Here is a 15,611-nt window from a genome sequence, read left to right on the forward strand (position 1 = left end):
CGGTCACCCTCAGCGCGCCCCGTACAGCTCCTTGAGCACCCGGGACGGCCGGCCGCCGAACAACGCCGACAGTTTGGCGAGGCTCGGATTGGCCAAGTCGCGGATCGCGGCGTCGTCGGCGAGGATTTGCCGGATCAGCGCGTACTTGCGCAGGCGTTCCGTCTCGTCGAGTCTGACGCCCGTCTCCGCCTCTTTCAACGCGTCGACGAGCAGCCGGTATTCATCCTGCAAGTGGACCAGGTCGTTCCACAGGGCACGTCGGGCAGCCATCAACATGCGGCAGGACAACGCTGCAATGGCCTCGTAGCGGGCAAAGTATTCTGCGTTCGATGTCATCTCATGCTTTCCGCGGCCGGCTGAGCAGCCATCCGCGCTATCTCCGGGGCAATCCCGATCCATGCCTCTTCGAGCGTAGCCAGCAGGCCGTCTACTTCGACCAGCATTGCCTCGCTCTCTTTTATGTTGGCTTCGAGCAGCCGGCGCGACATATAGCTATATAGCGCGTTCAGCCGCTGTGCAATCTCGCCGCCCACCTCAAGGTTGAGCGACTGTTGCAGCCCGCTTTCGACGATCTGAATCGCCTTGCCGATCGCCTCTCCACGACCGGGCACATTGGCCTGCAGCAAGTGCATCCGCGCTTGCGCGATTGCCTGCCGGGCCCCCTGATACAACATCACGATCAGACGATGCGGACTCGCGCCCATCACCCCTGTCTCGACGCCCACGCGTGCATACGCATTGGCTCCAGAGTGTCCTGGGGAAAACATCGGCGCTCCTCCTCAATTGCAACTACGGTTGGTCGTGGCAGCCCATCGCGATGCGTAAGCGCACCCCGATTCATGCCTGTATCTGGTTATCGGATACGCAGCGAAAAAGCTTTAGGCCGGTGTAAGGAGGATTAAGGGGCCAGGCTGCGCAAGCCCCTCGGGGCCGCGCGGCGCGTGTCACGCGGGCAGTTGCAGCCGGGCGGGCGGAACATTCTTGCCGCCGCGGCCGCCGCCTCGTTCAGACCTGCATCTGCATGATGTCGTTATAGGCGGACACCAGCTTGTTGCGCACCTGCAGGCCGAACTGGAAGCCGACGTTCGCCTTCTGCATGTCGACCATCACGTCGTTCAGCGACACATTCGACGCGCCAAGCTCGAACGCCTGCGATTCGCCGACCGCCTTGGTCTGATCGCCGCTGATCTTGTCCAACGAAGCCTTCAGTGCCGACGCAAAACCGCCGGTAGTTGCCGCGCCGGACTCGCCTGCGGCCGAAGCGCCGGTCGCGGCGGTGCTGCCGCCGGCGGCGTGCGCCGCCATCGACTGCAATTGTTGCAGCGCCGACGAAAGCGCGTTCACGGGCAAAGTCATGTTCTCTCCAGGAATGACGAGCGGCACGACCAAACCGTACCGATCTGGACGAAAGCATAGCAGCGGGCTTTCCTGGAAAGCCCCGAAACTAGGGGGCAAACCCGGCTCTATTCAAGCAATCGCGCGCGCCTGCCGTGCGGATAATTTCAGTCGTGAAAGTATCTGTCCATACTCCCGCCGAGCCTCGGTGCGGTTGAGCGGCAGAACGCAAAAGGCTTCCCGGAGAAACCCGACGCATGGATTCGTCAGCCAACTCTTTGATCAACCCCGACGCCCGCATGGGCCTCGCCGGCGCACAGCCCGGCGCGGCGGCGGGCGCCGGTCAGCCCGGCGGTAACGCAGACCTGGGCGGCCTTGGTGGCGGCCTCGGCGGCAATTTCGGCCAGCGCCTGTCGGGCCTCGCGCAAATGCGCGGCAACCCGCGCGCGCCGCTGATTTTCGCGGTGGCGCTGCTTGTGGCCGTGGTGGCAGGCCTGTTCCTGTGGTCGCGCGCCCCGGACTACAAGGTGCTCTACAGCAATCTGTCCGACCGCGACGGCGGTGCGATCATCACCGCGCTGCAGCAGGCCAACATTCCGTACAAGTTCTCCGAGTCGGGCGGTGCGATCCTCGTGCCGGCCGAACAGGTGCATGAGATGCGGCTGCGCCTCGCATCGCAAGGCCTGCCGAAGAGCGGCTCGGTCGGCTTCGAACTGATGGACAACCAGAAGTTCGGCATCAGCCAGTTCGCCGAGCAGATCAACTATCAGCGCGCGCTGGAAGGCGAGCTGGAACGCACGATCGAATCCGTTTCGTCGGTCAAGTCGGCCCGCGTGCATCTGGCGATTCCGAAGCCTTCCGTGTTCGTGCGCGACAAGGAAGCGCCGTCGGCGTCGGTGCTCGTCAATCTCTATCCGGGCCGCGCGCTCGACGAAGGCCAGGTGCTGGCGATCACGCACATGGTGTCTTCCGCGGTGCCGGAAATGCCGGTCAAGGGCGTGACCATTCTCGATCAGGACGGCAACCTGTTGACGCAGCCGTCGGTCGGCGGCGGGCTCGACGCGTCGCAACTAAAGTATCGCCAGCAGATCGAACGCAGCACGCAGCAGCGCATCGACGCGATTCTCGCGCCGCTCTTCGGCGCCGGCAATGCGCATTCGCAGGTGAGCGCCGACATCGACTTCTCGCGCACCGAACAGACTTCGGAAAACTACGGCCCGAACGGGAACCCGCAACAGGCGGCGATCCGCAGCCAGCAGTCGAGCACCGCGACCGAAATGTCCCAAGGCGGCGCCTCGGGCGTGCCGGGCGCGCTGTCGAATCAGCCGCCGCAGCCCGCCTCCGCGCCGATCAATGCGCCCAACGGCGCGAGCGGCGGCGTGACGACGACGCCCGTCAGCGATCGTAAGGACATGACCACGAACTACGAGCTCGACAAGACCGTGCGTCACCTCGAGCAGCCGATGGGCGGCATCAAGCGTCTGTCTGTGGCGGTGGTGGTCAACTATCTGCGCGTGGTCGACGGCAAGGGTCACGCGACGATGCAGCCGGTCACCGCCGACAAGCTCGCGCAGGTCAACCAGCTCGTGAAGGACGCGATGGGCTTCGACGCGCAGCGCGGCGACTCGGTCAACGTGGTCAACAGCCCGTTCACCGCCGACCTGGACCCGAACGCGGACCTGCCGTGGTGGCGCACGCATGACATGCTGGCTCTGTACAAGCAGATCGCGACGTATCTCGGCATCGGCGCCGTAGCCCTGTTCCTCTACTTCGTGATGGTGAAGCCGGCGCTGCGCCGCGCCTTCCCGCCGCCGGAACCGGTCGCCGCCGCGGCGCTGCCGTCGCCGGACGAGCCGATCCTGCTCGACGGCATCCCGAGCGCGGAACGCACCAACGGCATCGTCGAAATAGATACTGGCGACAGCGAGCTGCTGGCGCTGGAAAACGCGAAACACAAATATGAGCGGAATCTGGAGTTCGCACGCAGCATCGCGCGCCAGGATCCGAAGATCGTTGCAACAGTCGTCAAGAATTGGGTGACCGATGAGCGCTGAAGGCGTAATGAAGAGCGCGCTTCTGCTGATGTCGATCGGCGAGGAAGAAGCCGCGCAGGTGTTCAAGTTCCTTGGACCGCGTGAAGTTCAGAAGATCGGCGTCGCAATGGCCGCCATGAAGGCCGTGACGCGCGACGAGATCGACGTGGTGCTGCACGAGTTCGTGCGCGAGGCGGAAAAGCACACCGGCATGTCGCTGGATTCGAACGAGTACATCCGTTCCGTGCTGACGAAGGCGCTCGGCGACGACAAGGCCGGCGCGATCATCGACCGGATCTTGCAAGGCAGCGATACCAGCGGTATCGAGGGCCTGAAGTGGATGGACTCGCCGGCGGTCGCGGAACTGATCAAGAACGAGCACCCGCAGATCATCGCGACGATTCTCGTTCACCTCGACCGCGATCAGGCGTCGGAGATCGTCGCGTGCTTCACGGAGCGTCTGCGTAACGACGTGCTCTTGCGAATCGCGACGCTCGACGGCATCCAGCCGGCCGCGCTGCGCGAACTCGACGACGTGCTCACGCACCTGCTGTCGGGTAGCGACAACCTGAAGCGCAGCCCGATGGGCGGCATTCGCACGGCGGCCGAAATCCTCAACTTCATGTCGAGCAACCACGAGGAAGGCGTCATCGAGAACGTCCGCCAGTACGACGCGGAGCTTGCGCAAAAGATCGTCGATCAGATGTTCGTGTTCGAGAACCTGCTCGACCTGGAAGACCGCGCGATCCAGTTGCTGCTGAAGGAAGTCGAATCCGAGGCGCTGATCATCTCGCTGAAGGGCGCGGCACCGGCACTGCGTCAGAAGTTCCTGTCGAACATGTCGCAGCGTGCAGCCGAGCTGCTCGCGGAAGACCTCGACGCGCGCGGCCCGGTTCGCGTCTCGGAAGTCGAGACGCAACAGCGCCGCATCCTGCAGATCGTGCGCAACCTGGCAGAAAGCGGCCAGATCGTGATTGGCGGCAAGGCGGAAGATGCATATGTCTAATCGCAACTCCACGGCAAAGGAAAGCCTCTCGGCCTACCAGCGCTGGGAGATGGCCTCGTTCGATCCGGTGCCGCCGGCGCCGCCCACCTCCGAAATCGACGAAGCGGCTTTCGAAGCCGAGCTCGAGCGCCTGCGCGAAGCCGCGCACGAGCAGGGCATCGCATCCGGCCACGTGGCCGGTCAGGCGCTCGGCTATCAGGCGGGTTACGACCAGGGCCACGCGCAAGGCTTTGAACAGGGCAGAAGCGAAGCGCGCGAGGAAGCTGCGCGACTCGCCGCGCTCGCCGAGACCTTCAAGGCCGCGCTAGACGGCGCGCAAGGCGCCATTTCGGAGACGCTCGTCGCGCTCGCGCTCGACATCGCGCAACAGGTGGTGCGCCAGCACGTGCAGCACGACCCGACCGCGCTGATCGCCGCCGCCCGCGAGGTGCTCGCCGCCGAACCGGCGCTGACCGGCGCGCCAGCGTTGATCGTGAGTCCCGCCGATCTGCCGGTGGTCGAAGCGTATCTGATGGAAGAATTGCAAACGCGTGGCTGGACCGTGCGCACCGATCCGGCCGTGGAGCGTGGCGGCTGCCGCGCGCAGGCCGGCAGCGGCGAGGTGGACGCGGGCATCGATACACGCTGGGAACGCGTTGCCGCGGCACTCGGCAAAGTGAGTACATGGTGAAGCCGACGCTCGAGGAAATCCGCGCAAGCGACCTGACGCCGCTCGAACGCGAGCTGGCGCTGGCGTCGTTCGGCGCCGAGGCGCTCGCGGACACGCCGTTCGCGGACGCAGTCTCGACTGCGGCTGACGCGGGTCACGCTCATCCCGTGACGGGCGCGGCCGCGAGCCGCGAGTCGGCACCGGCTGCGGGCGCCGGTATGGGGGCGAGTCAGGCCGCCGCCAAGGCAGCAAGCGCCGCCACTCCTGCTGCGTACGACCCCGCGCTCGACAGCAATCCGCATATGCAAGCCTGGCGCGGCCGGCTCGACGCACTGCGCGCGCGCAACGCGATTGCGAAGCCAATGCGCGCCTGCGGACGCCTGACGCGCGCCGCCGGTCTCGTGCTCGAAGCGGTCGGATTGCGCCTTTCGGTAGGCGCCGAAGTGATGATCGAACTGCCGCCGGGCAGTTCGCTGCCGATGGCTGAAGCGGAAGTTGTCGGCTTCTCCGGCGACAAGCTGTTTCTGATGCCGACTACCGAGGTGATCGGCCTGTTGCCAGGCGCGCGCGTCTATCCGCTTGAAAGCGCGCCGATCGCCGATCCGATGGCGGGCGCGAAGCGTCTGCCGGTAGGCTGGGAACTGCTCGGCCGCGTGCTCGATGCGTCCGGCCGTCCGCTCGACGGACTCGGCCCGCTTGGCGCTCATGCCGATGCGCCGCTGTCCGCGCCGGTCATCAATCCGCTGAACCGGGAGCCGATCCACAAGGTGCTCGACGTCGGCGTGCGCGCGATCAACGCGCTCTTGACCGTGGGACGCGGCCAACGCATGGGGCTTTTCGCAGGCTCGGGCGTCGGTAAATCGGTGCTGCTCGGCACGATGGCGCGCTATACCAGCGCCGAAGTGATCGTGATCGGACTGATCGGCGAACGCGGCCGCGAAGTGAAGGAATTCATCGAACAGATTCTTGGCGAGGAAGGGCTCGCGCGCTCCGTCGTGATCGCCGCGCCGGCCGACGTCTCACCGCTTTTGCGGATGCAGGCCGCGTCGTACTCGACGTCGCTCGCCGAATATTTCCGCGATCAGGGCAAGCACGTGCTGCTGCTGATGGATTCGTTGACCCGTTACGCGATGGCACAGCGCGAAATCGCGCTGGCCGTCGGCGAGCCGCCCGCGACCAAGGGCTACCCGCCTTCTGTGTTCGCGAAGCTGCCGGCGCTCGTCGAACGTACCGGCAACGGCCCCGCGGGCGGCGGCTCGATTACCGCGTTCTACACGGTGCTGACCGAAGGCGACGACCAGCAGGATCCGATTGCGGACTCGGCGCGCGCGATTCTCGACGGCCACATCGTGCTGTCGCGCTCGCTCGCGGAAGCCGGCCACTATCCGGCAATCGACATCGAAGCGTCGATTAGCCGGGCAATGACCGCGCTGATCGACGATAACCATCTGGACAAAACGCGTATGTTCAAGCAGATGCTGTCGCGCTATCAGCGCAACCGCGATCTGATCAACGTGGGTGCTTATTCGAGCGGACGCGATGCGTTGCTCGACCGCGCAATCGCGCTGTACCCGCGGATGGAAGCCTTCCTGCAGCAAGGCTTCCGCGAGTGCGCGAACTTTGAACCGAGTGTCGAGATGCTGGACGCGCTGTTTGCCCAAGGAGCCTGACGATGGCGAAACACTTTCCGATCAAGACGTTGATTGGGCTGGCGCAAGACGATGTCAACGCCGCCGCGCAACGTCTCGGACGCGCTCAGCGCGAGCGCAACGAAGTGGAGGCGCAGCTCCAGTCGCTCGTGCAGTACCGCGACGAATACCACGCGCGTTTCACGGCGACCGCCCAGGCGGGCATGCCCGCCGGCAACATGCGCAATTTTCAGGCGTTCATCGACACGCTCGACGCCGCCATCGAACAGCAACGCAACCTGCTTGTAACGGCCAATGCGCGAGTCGAGGCGGCCAAGCCCGACTGGCAGCGTCAGAAGCAAAAGCTCGGCTCGTATGAAGTGCTGCAGGCGCGCGGCGAAGCCGCCGAGGCCAAGACCGTGGCGCGGCGCGATCAGCGCGACGCCGACGAACACGCCGCACGAATTCTGAGGATGCGCGCGGAAGGCGCCTGACGCCCGCGCCGCCCTCGACTGACTGAACACCGCACCCTTTGTCGGATTGACAGGACACTTATGTCGCTTCTTTCACAGATCGGCTCGCTGCCAGGTTCTACCGGCAGCACCTCCACCAACGGTTCGAACAGCGCCGCGGCTCGCGCCGCCGCAAGCGCGAATCCGTTCTCGCAAACCTTGCAGCAAAGCATCAGCCTGCAGAACAGTGTGGCTGCGAATGCGGCTGCAAGCGCGGCTGCGAACTTCAACGCGAGCGCGAACCAATCCGCGCCGACGCCCTCGCCATCGCCGGCGGATGCGTCGCAGGCGTCGTCGAGCGTGCACGACGCGCCGCCGCCGGACGATTCCGCAACTAAAAGCGCCGACGACGCGAGCAGCGACAGCAAGGACAGCACCGCGACAGACGCAGCGGCGTCTGCGCCGGCGGACAAGCCGCAACAGGCATCGACCGACAAGACCGGGGCCACGCCGCCGAAGTCGGCCAACTCCGCCAACTCGGCAAGCAGCAGCGACGCCAGCACCGCGGCGGCAGCCGCAGCGGCTCAGGCGCAAGCCCAGGCCCAGGCCGATGCGAGCGCTGCCGCCGATGCGGCCAACGTGAACATTCCCGCAACGACGGATGCCGACGCGACCGCGACAGGCGCGGCCACCGACGCCACCACGGTTGGCCCGCCCGGCAGGAAAGCGCCGACCGATCCGAAGTCGCTGCAGGACGCATTGCAGGCGGCACTGGCGGCGCTCGCGAACGGCCAGGCCGTGGTGCCATCGCAGGCGCTGGCGAGCGGCGCTGCCGCGGCTGCGGCGGCGAACGGACTGGCGAGCGCGAACGCGTCGTTGAACGATACAGACAGCAAGACGCTGGAAGCCGGTCTTTCCGGTGGCGGCAAGGGCTCGGCAGCCGCCCGTGGCGCATCGACGACGACGACCGCGGCGGCGGCTGATCCGACGGCGGCTGCTTCAGCAGCGGCGGCGGGCGCGTTAGCATCGGCGGGCGCGGCAGGCGCACAGGCGGACGATCTGGCGGCGTTCAAGAACGCAGCCGACGCGGCGAGCGCGGCGCTGGCCGCGACCCAGGCTGCAGCGAGCGCAGCCAGCACGACGGCCGCCGTGCAGACGACCGGCAATGCGGGCGCGGCTGCAGCGGCGAATGCGTTGGGACCGCAGGTCGGCACGACCGACTGGGAGGAAGCGCTGAGCCAGAAGGTAGTGTTCCTGTCGAACGCTCATTCTCAGAGCGCCGAGCTGACGTTGAACCCGAAGGATCTGGGGCCGCTCCAGGTTGTGCTGCAGGTTGCCGATAACCATGCCCACGCGTTGTTTGTTTCGCAGCACCAGCAGGTACGTGAAGCCGTCGAGGCAGCTTTGCCGAAGTTGCGCGAGGCGATGGAAGCGAACGGCATCGGGCTCGGCAGCGCGAGCGTGAGCGATGGGTTTGGGCGCCAGGGTGGGCAGCAGCAGAATGCCGAGTCGGGACGGTCTGGGTCTGGAAGCCGCTCTGCGGCGGGTAGCGGAGTCGGGATGGGCGGTGCGGCTGGCGGCGGCGTGGCGGTGGATGTTGCCGTGCGGCGTAGTGTTGGATTGGTCGATACGTTTGCCTGACGGTTTTTTGCTTTTTGCCGTTCGCGGCTTTGTTGGTGGTTGATTCGCAGTGTTGGCCTTTTGTTGATTTCGCGGTGGTTGATTCGGGGTGTTGGCCTTTCCTTGAATTCGTGGTGGTCTATTGGCGTTGCCCCTGTGCGGGGCGGCACTTACTTTCTTTGCATGCCGCAAAGAAAGTAAGCAAAGAAAGCGGCTTTACACCGCTAGCTCATAAGTGGGCTCCCTGGCTCCCAGGGGCAGTGGTGCATCTGGAGTCTGTGCTCTCGCACATTTCGCCTCAGTGACAAGGCAGTCATACCTCCCGCCTCGCACTTCGTGCTCGCCGGAAAGGTCCACCTGAAACCACCCGCTCGCGGCTGCACGGTGGGAGCGATCGGCTTCGTCAACAATCATCGAACGCCGCGCCCCGCAAGAGTGGCCCCAAAGCAGTCGGTGCGAAACCCCGATTGTCTAAAGAACGACCGCTACGGCGCGCGCAGCGTCGCCGGAAGAATGACTGCCTTGTCACCGGCGCGGAGTGCGCGAGAGCACAGATTCCAGATGCACCACTACCCTCTCGAAGCCAGGGGACCCACTTATGAGCTAGCGGTGTGAGCCGCTTTCTTTGCTTACTTTTCTTTGCGGCATGCAAAGAATGTAAGTGCCGCCCCGCACAGGGGCAACGCCAATAGACCGCCGCGAATTCAAGGAAAGGCCAAAAAAAGAAGCCCGGAAACCAGGCCAAAACCAAAGCTTCCAGAAAAAAGAACGAAAACCAATCCACAAAACCCATCAACAAAAAGCACCGCCCCGCCGGGCCAAAAACTAGAGATAGCCCGCATTAACCCTTCTGTTCGACCCATCGCGCCGCAGGCAAATCAACAACAATCACTATCACCAGCACTAACGGCAAGCAAGCAAACCTCATGGCTACCACTCCCGCAAATCAGCAAGCCGCGCCCGCGTCTCCGGGCCCCTTGAAGCGCATCATCCTGATCGCCCTCATCGCAATCGTCGCCGCTGGCGCCGCCGGCGCAGGGGTGTGGTTCTTCATGTCCAAACGCGCTCCGGCCGCCGCCTCCGCAGCTGCGCCGGCCCCGGCTCCCGCTCCCACGTTCTTCCCGCTCGAATCGATGACCGTCAACCTGCAATCGGACGACGGCCAGCAGCACTTCCTGCGCATCGGCCTCACGCTCAAGCTCACCGATGCGAAGACGCCGCAGGAACTCACCGATCACATGCCGGAAATCCGCAGCCGCATCCTGCTTGCGCTGTCGAACCATCATCCGGATGAACTGGCTCCGCTCGAAGGCAAGCGCGCGCTTTCCGCCGAACTGCGGACGCTGATCGAGCAACCGACCGACAAGGGTGCCGCGCCGATCCATGTCCAGGACGTGTTGTTCACCGAATTCGTCGTGCAGTGACGTCGTTGTGACGCTATCCCGCACTGCCATCATCAACCGTCACGGTATGCACGAGGAATAAGGAATGGGCCACGAAGAGTTCATGTCCCAGGAGGAGGTCGATGCCCTCCTCAAGGGCGTAACCGGCGAGTCCGACTCTGAAGCCGAGCAGAGCGAGCGTGTAGGCGTACGTCCCTACAACATCGCGACGCAGGAACGCATCGTCCGCGGCCGGATGCCCGGCCTCGAAATCATCAACGACCGCTTTGCGCGCCTGTTGCGCGTCGGCATCTTCAACTTCATGCGGCGTTCGGCGGAAATCTCCGTCGGTCCGGTGAAGGTGCAGAAGTACAGCGAGTTCACCCGCAACCTGCCGATCCCGACCAACCTGAACCTGGTCCACGTCAAGCCGTTGCGCGGCACGTCGCTGTTCGTGTTCGACCCGAACCTGGTGTTCTTCGTGGTCGACAACCTGTTCGGCGGCGATGGGCGTTTTCATACCCGAGTCGAAGGTCGCGATTTCACGCAGACCGAGCAGCGCATCATCATGAAGCTGCTCAATCTGACGTTCGAACATTACGCGGCATCGTGGAAAAGCGTGCGTCCGCTGCAGTTCGAGTACATGCGTTCGGAAATGCACACGCAGTTCGCCAACGTGGCGACGCCGAACGAAATCGTCATCGTCACGCAGTTCTCGATCGAGTTCGGCACGACGGGCGGCACGCTGCACATCTGCATGCCGTACTCGATGATCGAACCGATCCGCGACATCCTGTCGTCGCCGATCCAGGGCGAGGCGCTCGAAGTCGACCGCCGCTGGGTCCGCGTGCTGTCGCAGCAGGTGCAGGCGGCGGAAGTCGAACTGACGGCCGACCTCGCGCAGGTGCCGATCACGTTCGAACAAATCCTGAACATGCGCAAAGGCGATGTTCTGCCGATCAACATTCCCGAGCACATCACGGCGAAAGTCGACGGCGTGCCGGTGATGGAATGCGGCTACGGAATTTTTAATGGTCAATACGCGTTGCGCGTGCAGAAGATGATCAGCGCAGCCGACACGATGAAGGAAGGTGGATATGAGTGATCTGAACGCAAAGCCCGCGGACGAGTTGACCGCCGCCGCCGCGCAGGCGGCCGCCGACGCGGCGAGCGCGGAAGACGAAGCGGCGCTGGCCGACTGGGCGAGCGCGCTCGCCGAGCAGAACGACAACCCGAGCGAAATCAGCGCCAGCACGGCCGGCGTGTTCCAGCCGCTGTCCAAAGTCGCGCCGAGCTCGACGCGCAACGACATCGAAATGATTCTGGACATTCCTGTTCAGATGACCGTCGAACTCGGCCGCACCAAGCTCGCGATCCGCAACCTGCTGCAACTCGCGCAAGGTTCGGTCGTGGAGCTCGACGGCATGGCCGGCGAACCGATGGACGTGCTCGTCAACGGCTGCCTGATCGCCCAGGGTGAAGTGGTGGTGGTGAACGACAAGTTCGGTATCCGCCTGACCGACATCATCACGCCGTCAGAACGTATCCGGAAGTTGAATCGATGAAAGCAGCAGTCCGCCGCGCCGTGTTCCCTGCGTCGCGCCATGTTTCGAGCCGTGCAGTACGGGCAGTGTTCGCGGCGACGGCGTTGTTCAGCGCGCTATGCGCACCGCTCGCCGCATATGCGGCCGACATGAATGCGGTCAACAATGCTGCGAAGATCGCGTCCGGTGTCGGCGCGGGCACGGCCGTTCCGGCGCTCGGCGTCGGCGCGGTGCTGCAAACGATCGTCGGCCTGCTTGTCGTGATCGGCCTCGTATTCGGATGCGCGTGGCTCGCACGCCGCTTCGGCTTGCAGCCGGGTAGCCGCAGCGGTCTCGTCAAGACAGTGGGTGGCACGTCGCTCGGCGGCAAGGAGCGCGTCGCGGTGATCGAGATCGGCGATACATGGCTGGTACTCGGCGCGGCGCCCGGCAATGTGCGTCTGCTTCATACGATGCCGGCCGGCTCGGTCGCCATCGAAACCGCAGGCAATGCGCAAGCGGGCGCGCCCGGCGCAGCAGGCACCACGTTGACCGGCAACTTCGGCCAGCGCTTTCGCGACGCCTTGAAAGGCGAAGTGAGCAAACGTTTCAACGGGCAAGGCAACGGGGTTCGGTAATGCAGTTCAGTCTTCAATCGGCGCATTGCGCGCAATCCGGCGGCACCTCGCGCGTCGCCTCGGCAATCCTTCGCGGATTGCGCCGCGCCGCACCTGTCGCGTCGGTTGCATTGCCCGCGCTGCTGCTTGCGCTGCCGTCGCTCTCGTTCGCGCAAGCCGCCGGCTTGCCGGCCTTCAATACGAGCCCTGGCCCGAACGGCGGCACGACGTATTCGTTGAGCGTGCAGACGATGCTGCTGCTCACGATGCTGTCGTTCCTGCCGGCCATGGTGCTGATGATGACGAGCTTCACGCGCATCATCATCGTGTTGTCGCTGCTGCGCCAGGCGCTCGGCACGACCACTACGCCGCCTAACCAGGTGCTCGTCGGTCTCGCACTCTTTCTCACGCTGTTCGTGATGTCGCCTGTGCTCGACAAGGCTTACACCGACGGCTACAAGCCCTTCTCCGAAGGCTCGGTTCCGATGGAGCAGGCAGTGAGCCGCGGTCTCGCGCCGTTCAAGACGTTCATGCTGCGTCAGACTCGCGAAACCGACCTCGCGCTGTTCGCGCGCATCTCGCACGCCGCGCCGATGCAAGGCCCGGAAGATGTCCCGCTGTCGCTGCTGGTGCCCTCGTTCGTCACCAGTGAACTGAAGACTGGCTTCCAGATCGGCTTCACGATTTTCATTCCGTTTCTCATCATCGACATGGTGGTGGCGAGCGTGCTGATGTCGATGGGCATGATGATGGTGTCGCCGGCAACGATCTCGCTGCCGTTCAAGCTGATGCTGTTCGTGCTCGTCGACGGCTGGCAACTGCTGCTCGGCTCGCTCGCGCAAAGCTTCGTGTGAGGTTGCTCAAGTTTGTCCAGGCGCGCCTCGCGCTCGCCTGGTTCAGGTCTTTCACGTTGTTCAAGCTTCCGGTTGAATCGCCATGAATTCAGAATCCGTCATGACGCTCGCGCACCAGGCCATGTATGTCGGCCTGCTGCTCGCTGCTCCGCTTTTGCTGGTCGCTCTCGTGGTCGGCCTGGTGGTGAGCCTGTTCCAGGCCGCCACGCAGATCAATGAATCCACGCTGTCGTTCATCCCCAAGCTTCTCGCGATTGCGGTCACGATGGTGATCGCAGGCCCGTGGATGCTCACGACCATGCTCGACTATCTGCGCCAGACGCTGACCAATATCCCGACGCTCGTCAACTGAGCGTCGCGTTTTCCTTCGCGCATCGAGCCCCGCCGCCATGTTTTCCGTCACCTACGCGCAACTGAACGCCTGGCTCACCGCGTTTCTGTGGCCGTTCGTGCGGATCCTCGCGCTGGTGGCGACGGCGCCCGCGCTCGGCAACCGCGCGCTGCCGCTGCGTGTGAAAATCGGCCTGTCCGCTTTCGTCACGATCATCGTCGCCCCGACCCTCGGCGCGCTGCCGCAAGTCACGGTGTTCTCCGCCGAGGGCGTGTGGATCATAGTCAACCAGTTCCTGATCGGCATTGCGCTCGGCATGACGATGCAGATCGTCTTTCAGGCGATCAGTGCGACCGGCGATTTCGTCGGCCTGGGCATGGGCCTGGGCTTCGCGACGTTCTTCGACGCGCAGGCCAGCAGTTCGAGCCAGGTGCTGTCAACCTACATGTACACGATCGCGATGCTCGTGTTCCTCGTGATCGACGGCCATCTTCAGATGATCAGCGCGCTGCTCGCGTCCTTCAATTCGCTGCCCGTGTCGGCGAATATTCTCGGCTCGCCGGGTTGGCGCACGCTCGCCAATTTCGGCAGTACGATTTTCTCTGCTGGACTTTTGCTGTCGTTGCCGGTGGTCGCGGCGCTACTGATCACGAATCTGGCGCTCGGCATTCTGAACCGCGCAGCGCCGCAAATCGGCGTGTTTCAGATCGGCTTTCCGCTGACCATGCTGATCGGCATACTGCTTTTGCAACTGATGATCCCGAACATGATTCCGTTCTTCACGCGTCTGTTCGCGGTGGGCATCGATCAGATGGGACGAGTTGCGCTGGGGTTTAGATAGGCCAACCGTTCCCGCAACAGACGTCGAAACAGATTAAAAAAGAGAAAGGGCGGAGCCGGTTAAACCGGTTTTCCGCCCTTTGTTCATGTACCGACCACCCACTCCCCATCAGTTCAAGTACTGGAACAACGACATATTCTGAATCTTCACGAACGCCTGTTGTGCCGCTTGCAACGCGTTCTGCGCCAGCGTGTATTTGCCGACCGTCTTGATCAGGTCTGTCTGCGTCAGATCCGACAGGTTGCTGGCCGTTTGCAGCGTATTGGTCTGCGTGACCGTCTGCAATGCCTTGACCTCCTGTGAGCGGCCGCCCACTGTCGCTTGCGCGGTCGTGACATTGTTCATCGTGTTCTCAAGCTGCGTCATGCTCGTCGTGAGCGCGCTCTGGTAGCTCGCGGTCGACGCGCCGCCCGAGATCGGCGATTGCAGCGTGCTGATCAACTGACTCAGGTTCGCGAACACGTCCATGCTCCCTTGCGTCGCGGGAGTCACCGAGAAGCTGTCGCCAGCGTTCGGCGCGCCGCTGATCGTCACAGACTGGCCGCCGAGCGTGATTGCCGTGCCTGCCGTGAACGCCTGCGGTCCGCTCGTCGTCACCGCGCCGGTCGCCGGATCGGTCTGGCTCACGGTGTAAGTCGTCGACGACGTAAAGTTGATCGCGTATTTGTCGGCGTTCGTCGGATCGGTCGGGTTGTTCAGGCTCACGGTGCTGATGACGCCCGTACCCGTGTTGCCCGCGGTCGCCGCCGGCACCGCGCTCGTGCCGATAGGCGCGACGCTGCCGAAGATCGAAATGCCGGTGTCGCCGGTCTGCACGACGTGCGAGTCGGTGATTTGCACTGCAGGCGTGCCGGTATCGCCCGAATACGTGACCACACCGGCCGAACTCGTGGTGTACGGCTGCGCGCTGCTCTGATAGCCGGCGAACATGTAATTGCCCTGCGGATCCGTCGCATTGGCGAGCGTCATCAACTGGCTGCGCAAGCTTTGCAGTTGCGTCGCGATGGAGCCGCGGTCGCCATTGTTGAGCGAACCGTCGCCGGCGTGCAGCACGAGCGTGTGGATACTTTGCAGCACGTCGGTGACGCTGCCGAGCGTCGTGTCTTCGAGCTGCAACGACGCAAGCGCCGTGTTCTGGTTGCTCGTGTACTGCGCGAGGCTCGTCGCGGTCGAACTCAACTGCACGGCCTGTGCCGCGCCGAGCGGATTGTCCGACGGCGTCGCGAGGCTCACGCCGCTCGAGATCTGCGCGTAAAGCTGCGACAACTGAGCTTGCTGATCGCTCATCGTCGCCACGTTCATGGTGAAGTACTGCGTGCTGGAGATGCGCATGTTCAACG

Annotated in this window: 17 protein-coding genes; 13 read left to right on the forward strand and 4 right to left on the reverse strand. The window is 64.1% G+C overall.

The window, feature by feature from the left end:
• Positions 1 to 9: 9 nt before the first annotated feature.
• From RW095_RS34320 to fliE, 3 genes are all read right to left on the reverse strand, one after another.
• Positions 10 to 336 carry a flagellar protein FliT gene (locus tag RW095_RS34320; RefSeq protein WP_317020260.1) on the reverse strand — a complete coding sequence of 109 codons (327 nt, stop codon included), beginning with the start codon at positions 334 to 336 and terminating at the stop codon, positions 10 to 12.
• Complete coding sequence (fliS, locus tag RW095_RS34325; RefSeq protein ID WP_128592521.1) at positions 333 to 767, reverse strand: flagellar export chaperone FliS; 435 nt, start codon at positions 765 to 767, stop codon at positions 333 to 335. Before fliS ends, RW095_RS34320 begins: the two co-directional genes overlap by 4 nt.
• A 238-nt stretch (positions 768 to 1,005) precedes the next feature.
• Positions 1,006 to 1,356 (reverse strand): flagellar hook-basal body complex protein FliE, encoded by a 351-nt coding sequence (fliE, locus tag RW095_RS34330; protein ID WP_128592522.1) that lies wholly within the window; start codon positions 1,354 to 1,356, stop codon positions 1,006 to 1,008.
• A gap of 236 nt (positions 1,357 to 1,592) precedes the next feature.
• On the opposite strand from fliE, the gene fliF reads away from it, so the two are divergent.
• From fliF to fliR, 13 genes are all read left to right on the forward strand, one after another.
• Positions 1,593 to 3,389: a flagellar basal-body MS-ring/collar protein FliF gene (fliF, locus tag RW095_RS34335; RefSeq protein ID WP_317020261.1), complete on the forward strand. Its 1,797-nt coding sequence runs from the start codon at positions 1,593 to 1,595 to the stop codon at positions 3,387 to 3,389.
• Positions 3,379 to 4,374, forward strand: a complete 996-nt coding sequence (fliG, locus tag RW095_RS34340; protein ID WP_027776990.1) for a flagellar motor switch protein FliG — start codon at positions 3,379 to 3,381, stop codon at positions 4,372 to 4,374. Before fliF ends, fliG begins: the two co-directional genes overlap by 11 nt.
• Positions 4,361 to 5,044, forward strand: coding sequence for a flagellar assembly protein FliH (gene fliH, locus RW095_RS34345; protein WP_317020262.1), 684 nt, complete (start codon positions 4,361 to 4,363; stop codon positions 5,042 to 5,044). The genes fliG and fliH overlap by 14 nt, the downstream gene beginning before the upstream one ends.
• A complete protein-coding gene (gene fliI / locus RW095_RS34350) occupies positions 5,038 to 6,693 on the forward strand; it encodes a flagellar protein export ATPase FliI (protein ID WP_317020263.1) in 1,656 nt (551 codons plus the stop codon). Before fliH ends, fliI begins: the two co-directional genes overlap by 7 nt.
• Before the next feature lie 2 nt (positions 6,694 to 6,695).
• On the forward strand, positions 6,696 to 7,145 hold the full coding sequence (gene fliJ, locus RW095_RS34355; protein WP_317020264.1) for a flagellar export protein FliJ: 450 nt from the start codon (positions 6,696 to 6,698) through the stop codon (positions 7,143 to 7,145).
• Positions 7,146 to 7,205: 60 nt separating this feature from the next.
• Positions 7,206 to 8,744, forward strand: a complete 1,539-nt coding sequence (locus tag RW095_RS34360) for a flagellar hook-length control protein FliK (protein WP_317020265.1) — start codon at positions 7,206 to 7,208, stop codon at positions 8,742 to 8,744.
• 905 nt (positions 8,745 to 9,649) lie between these two features.
• Positions 9,650 to 10,147: a flagellar basal body-associated protein FliL gene (gene fliL, locus RW095_RS34365; protein ID WP_317020266.1), complete on the forward strand. Its 498-nt coding sequence runs from the start codon at positions 9,650 to 9,652 to the stop codon at positions 10,145 to 10,147.
• Between the two features lie 64 nt (positions 10,148 to 10,211).
• Positions 10,212 to 11,210, forward strand: a complete 999-nt coding sequence (gene fliM / locus RW095_RS34370) for a flagellar motor switch protein FliM (RefSeq protein ID WP_020070762.1) — start codon at positions 10,212 to 10,214, stop codon at positions 11,208 to 11,210.
• Positions 11,203 to 11,670 carry a flagellar motor switch protein FliN gene (gene fliN / locus RW095_RS34375; RefSeq protein WP_317020267.1) on the forward strand — a complete coding sequence of 156 codons (468 nt, stop codon included), beginning with the start codon at positions 11,203 to 11,205 and terminating at the stop codon, positions 11,668 to 11,670. Before fliM ends, fliN begins: the two co-directional genes overlap by 8 nt.
• On the forward strand, positions 11,667 to 12,266 hold the full coding sequence (gene fliO / locus RW095_RS34380; RefSeq protein WP_317020268.1) for a flagellar biosynthetic protein FliO: 600 nt from the start codon (positions 11,667 to 11,669) through the stop codon (positions 12,264 to 12,266). Before fliN ends, fliO begins: the two co-directional genes overlap by 4 nt.
• The gene (fliP, locus tag RW095_RS34385; RefSeq protein ID WP_317020269.1) at positions 12,266 to 13,099 is read left to right on the forward strand and encodes a flagellar type III secretion system pore protein FliP; all 834 of its coding nucleotides are present in this window, start codon (positions 12,266 to 12,268) and stop codon (positions 13,097 to 13,099) included. The genes fliO and fliP overlap by 1 nt, the downstream gene beginning before the upstream one ends.
• An 82-nt stretch (positions 13,100 to 13,181) precedes the next feature.
• Positions 13,182 to 13,451 (forward strand): flagellar biosynthesis protein FliQ, encoded by a 270-nt coding sequence (fliQ, locus tag RW095_RS34390; RefSeq protein WP_013340831.1) that lies wholly within the window; start codon positions 13,182 to 13,184, stop codon positions 13,449 to 13,451.
• Positions 13,452 to 13,488: 37 nt separating this feature from the next.
• Entirely contained in the window at positions 13,489 to 14,271 is a 783-nt protein-coding gene (gene fliR, locus RW095_RS34395) for a flagellar biosynthetic protein FliR (protein ID WP_317020270.1), read from the forward strand.
• Positions 14,272 to 14,379: 108 nt separating this feature from the next.
• On the opposite strand, the gene flgL is transcribed toward fliR, so the two are convergent.
• The gene (flgL, locus tag RW095_RS34400; protein WP_128589886.1) at positions 14,380 to 15,603 is read right to left on the reverse strand and encodes a flagellar hook-associated protein FlgL; all 1,224 of its coding nucleotides are present in this window, start codon (positions 15,601 to 15,603) and stop codon (positions 14,380 to 14,382) included.
• Positions 15,604 to 15,611: the final 8 nt, after the last annotated feature.

It is taken from the genome of Paraburkholderia kirstenboschensis (genome assembly GCF_032806925.1).
GTDB classification, from domain to species: Bacteria; Pseudomonadota; Gammaproteobacteria; order Burkholderiales; family Burkholderiaceae; genus Paraburkholderia; species Paraburkholderia kirstenboschensis.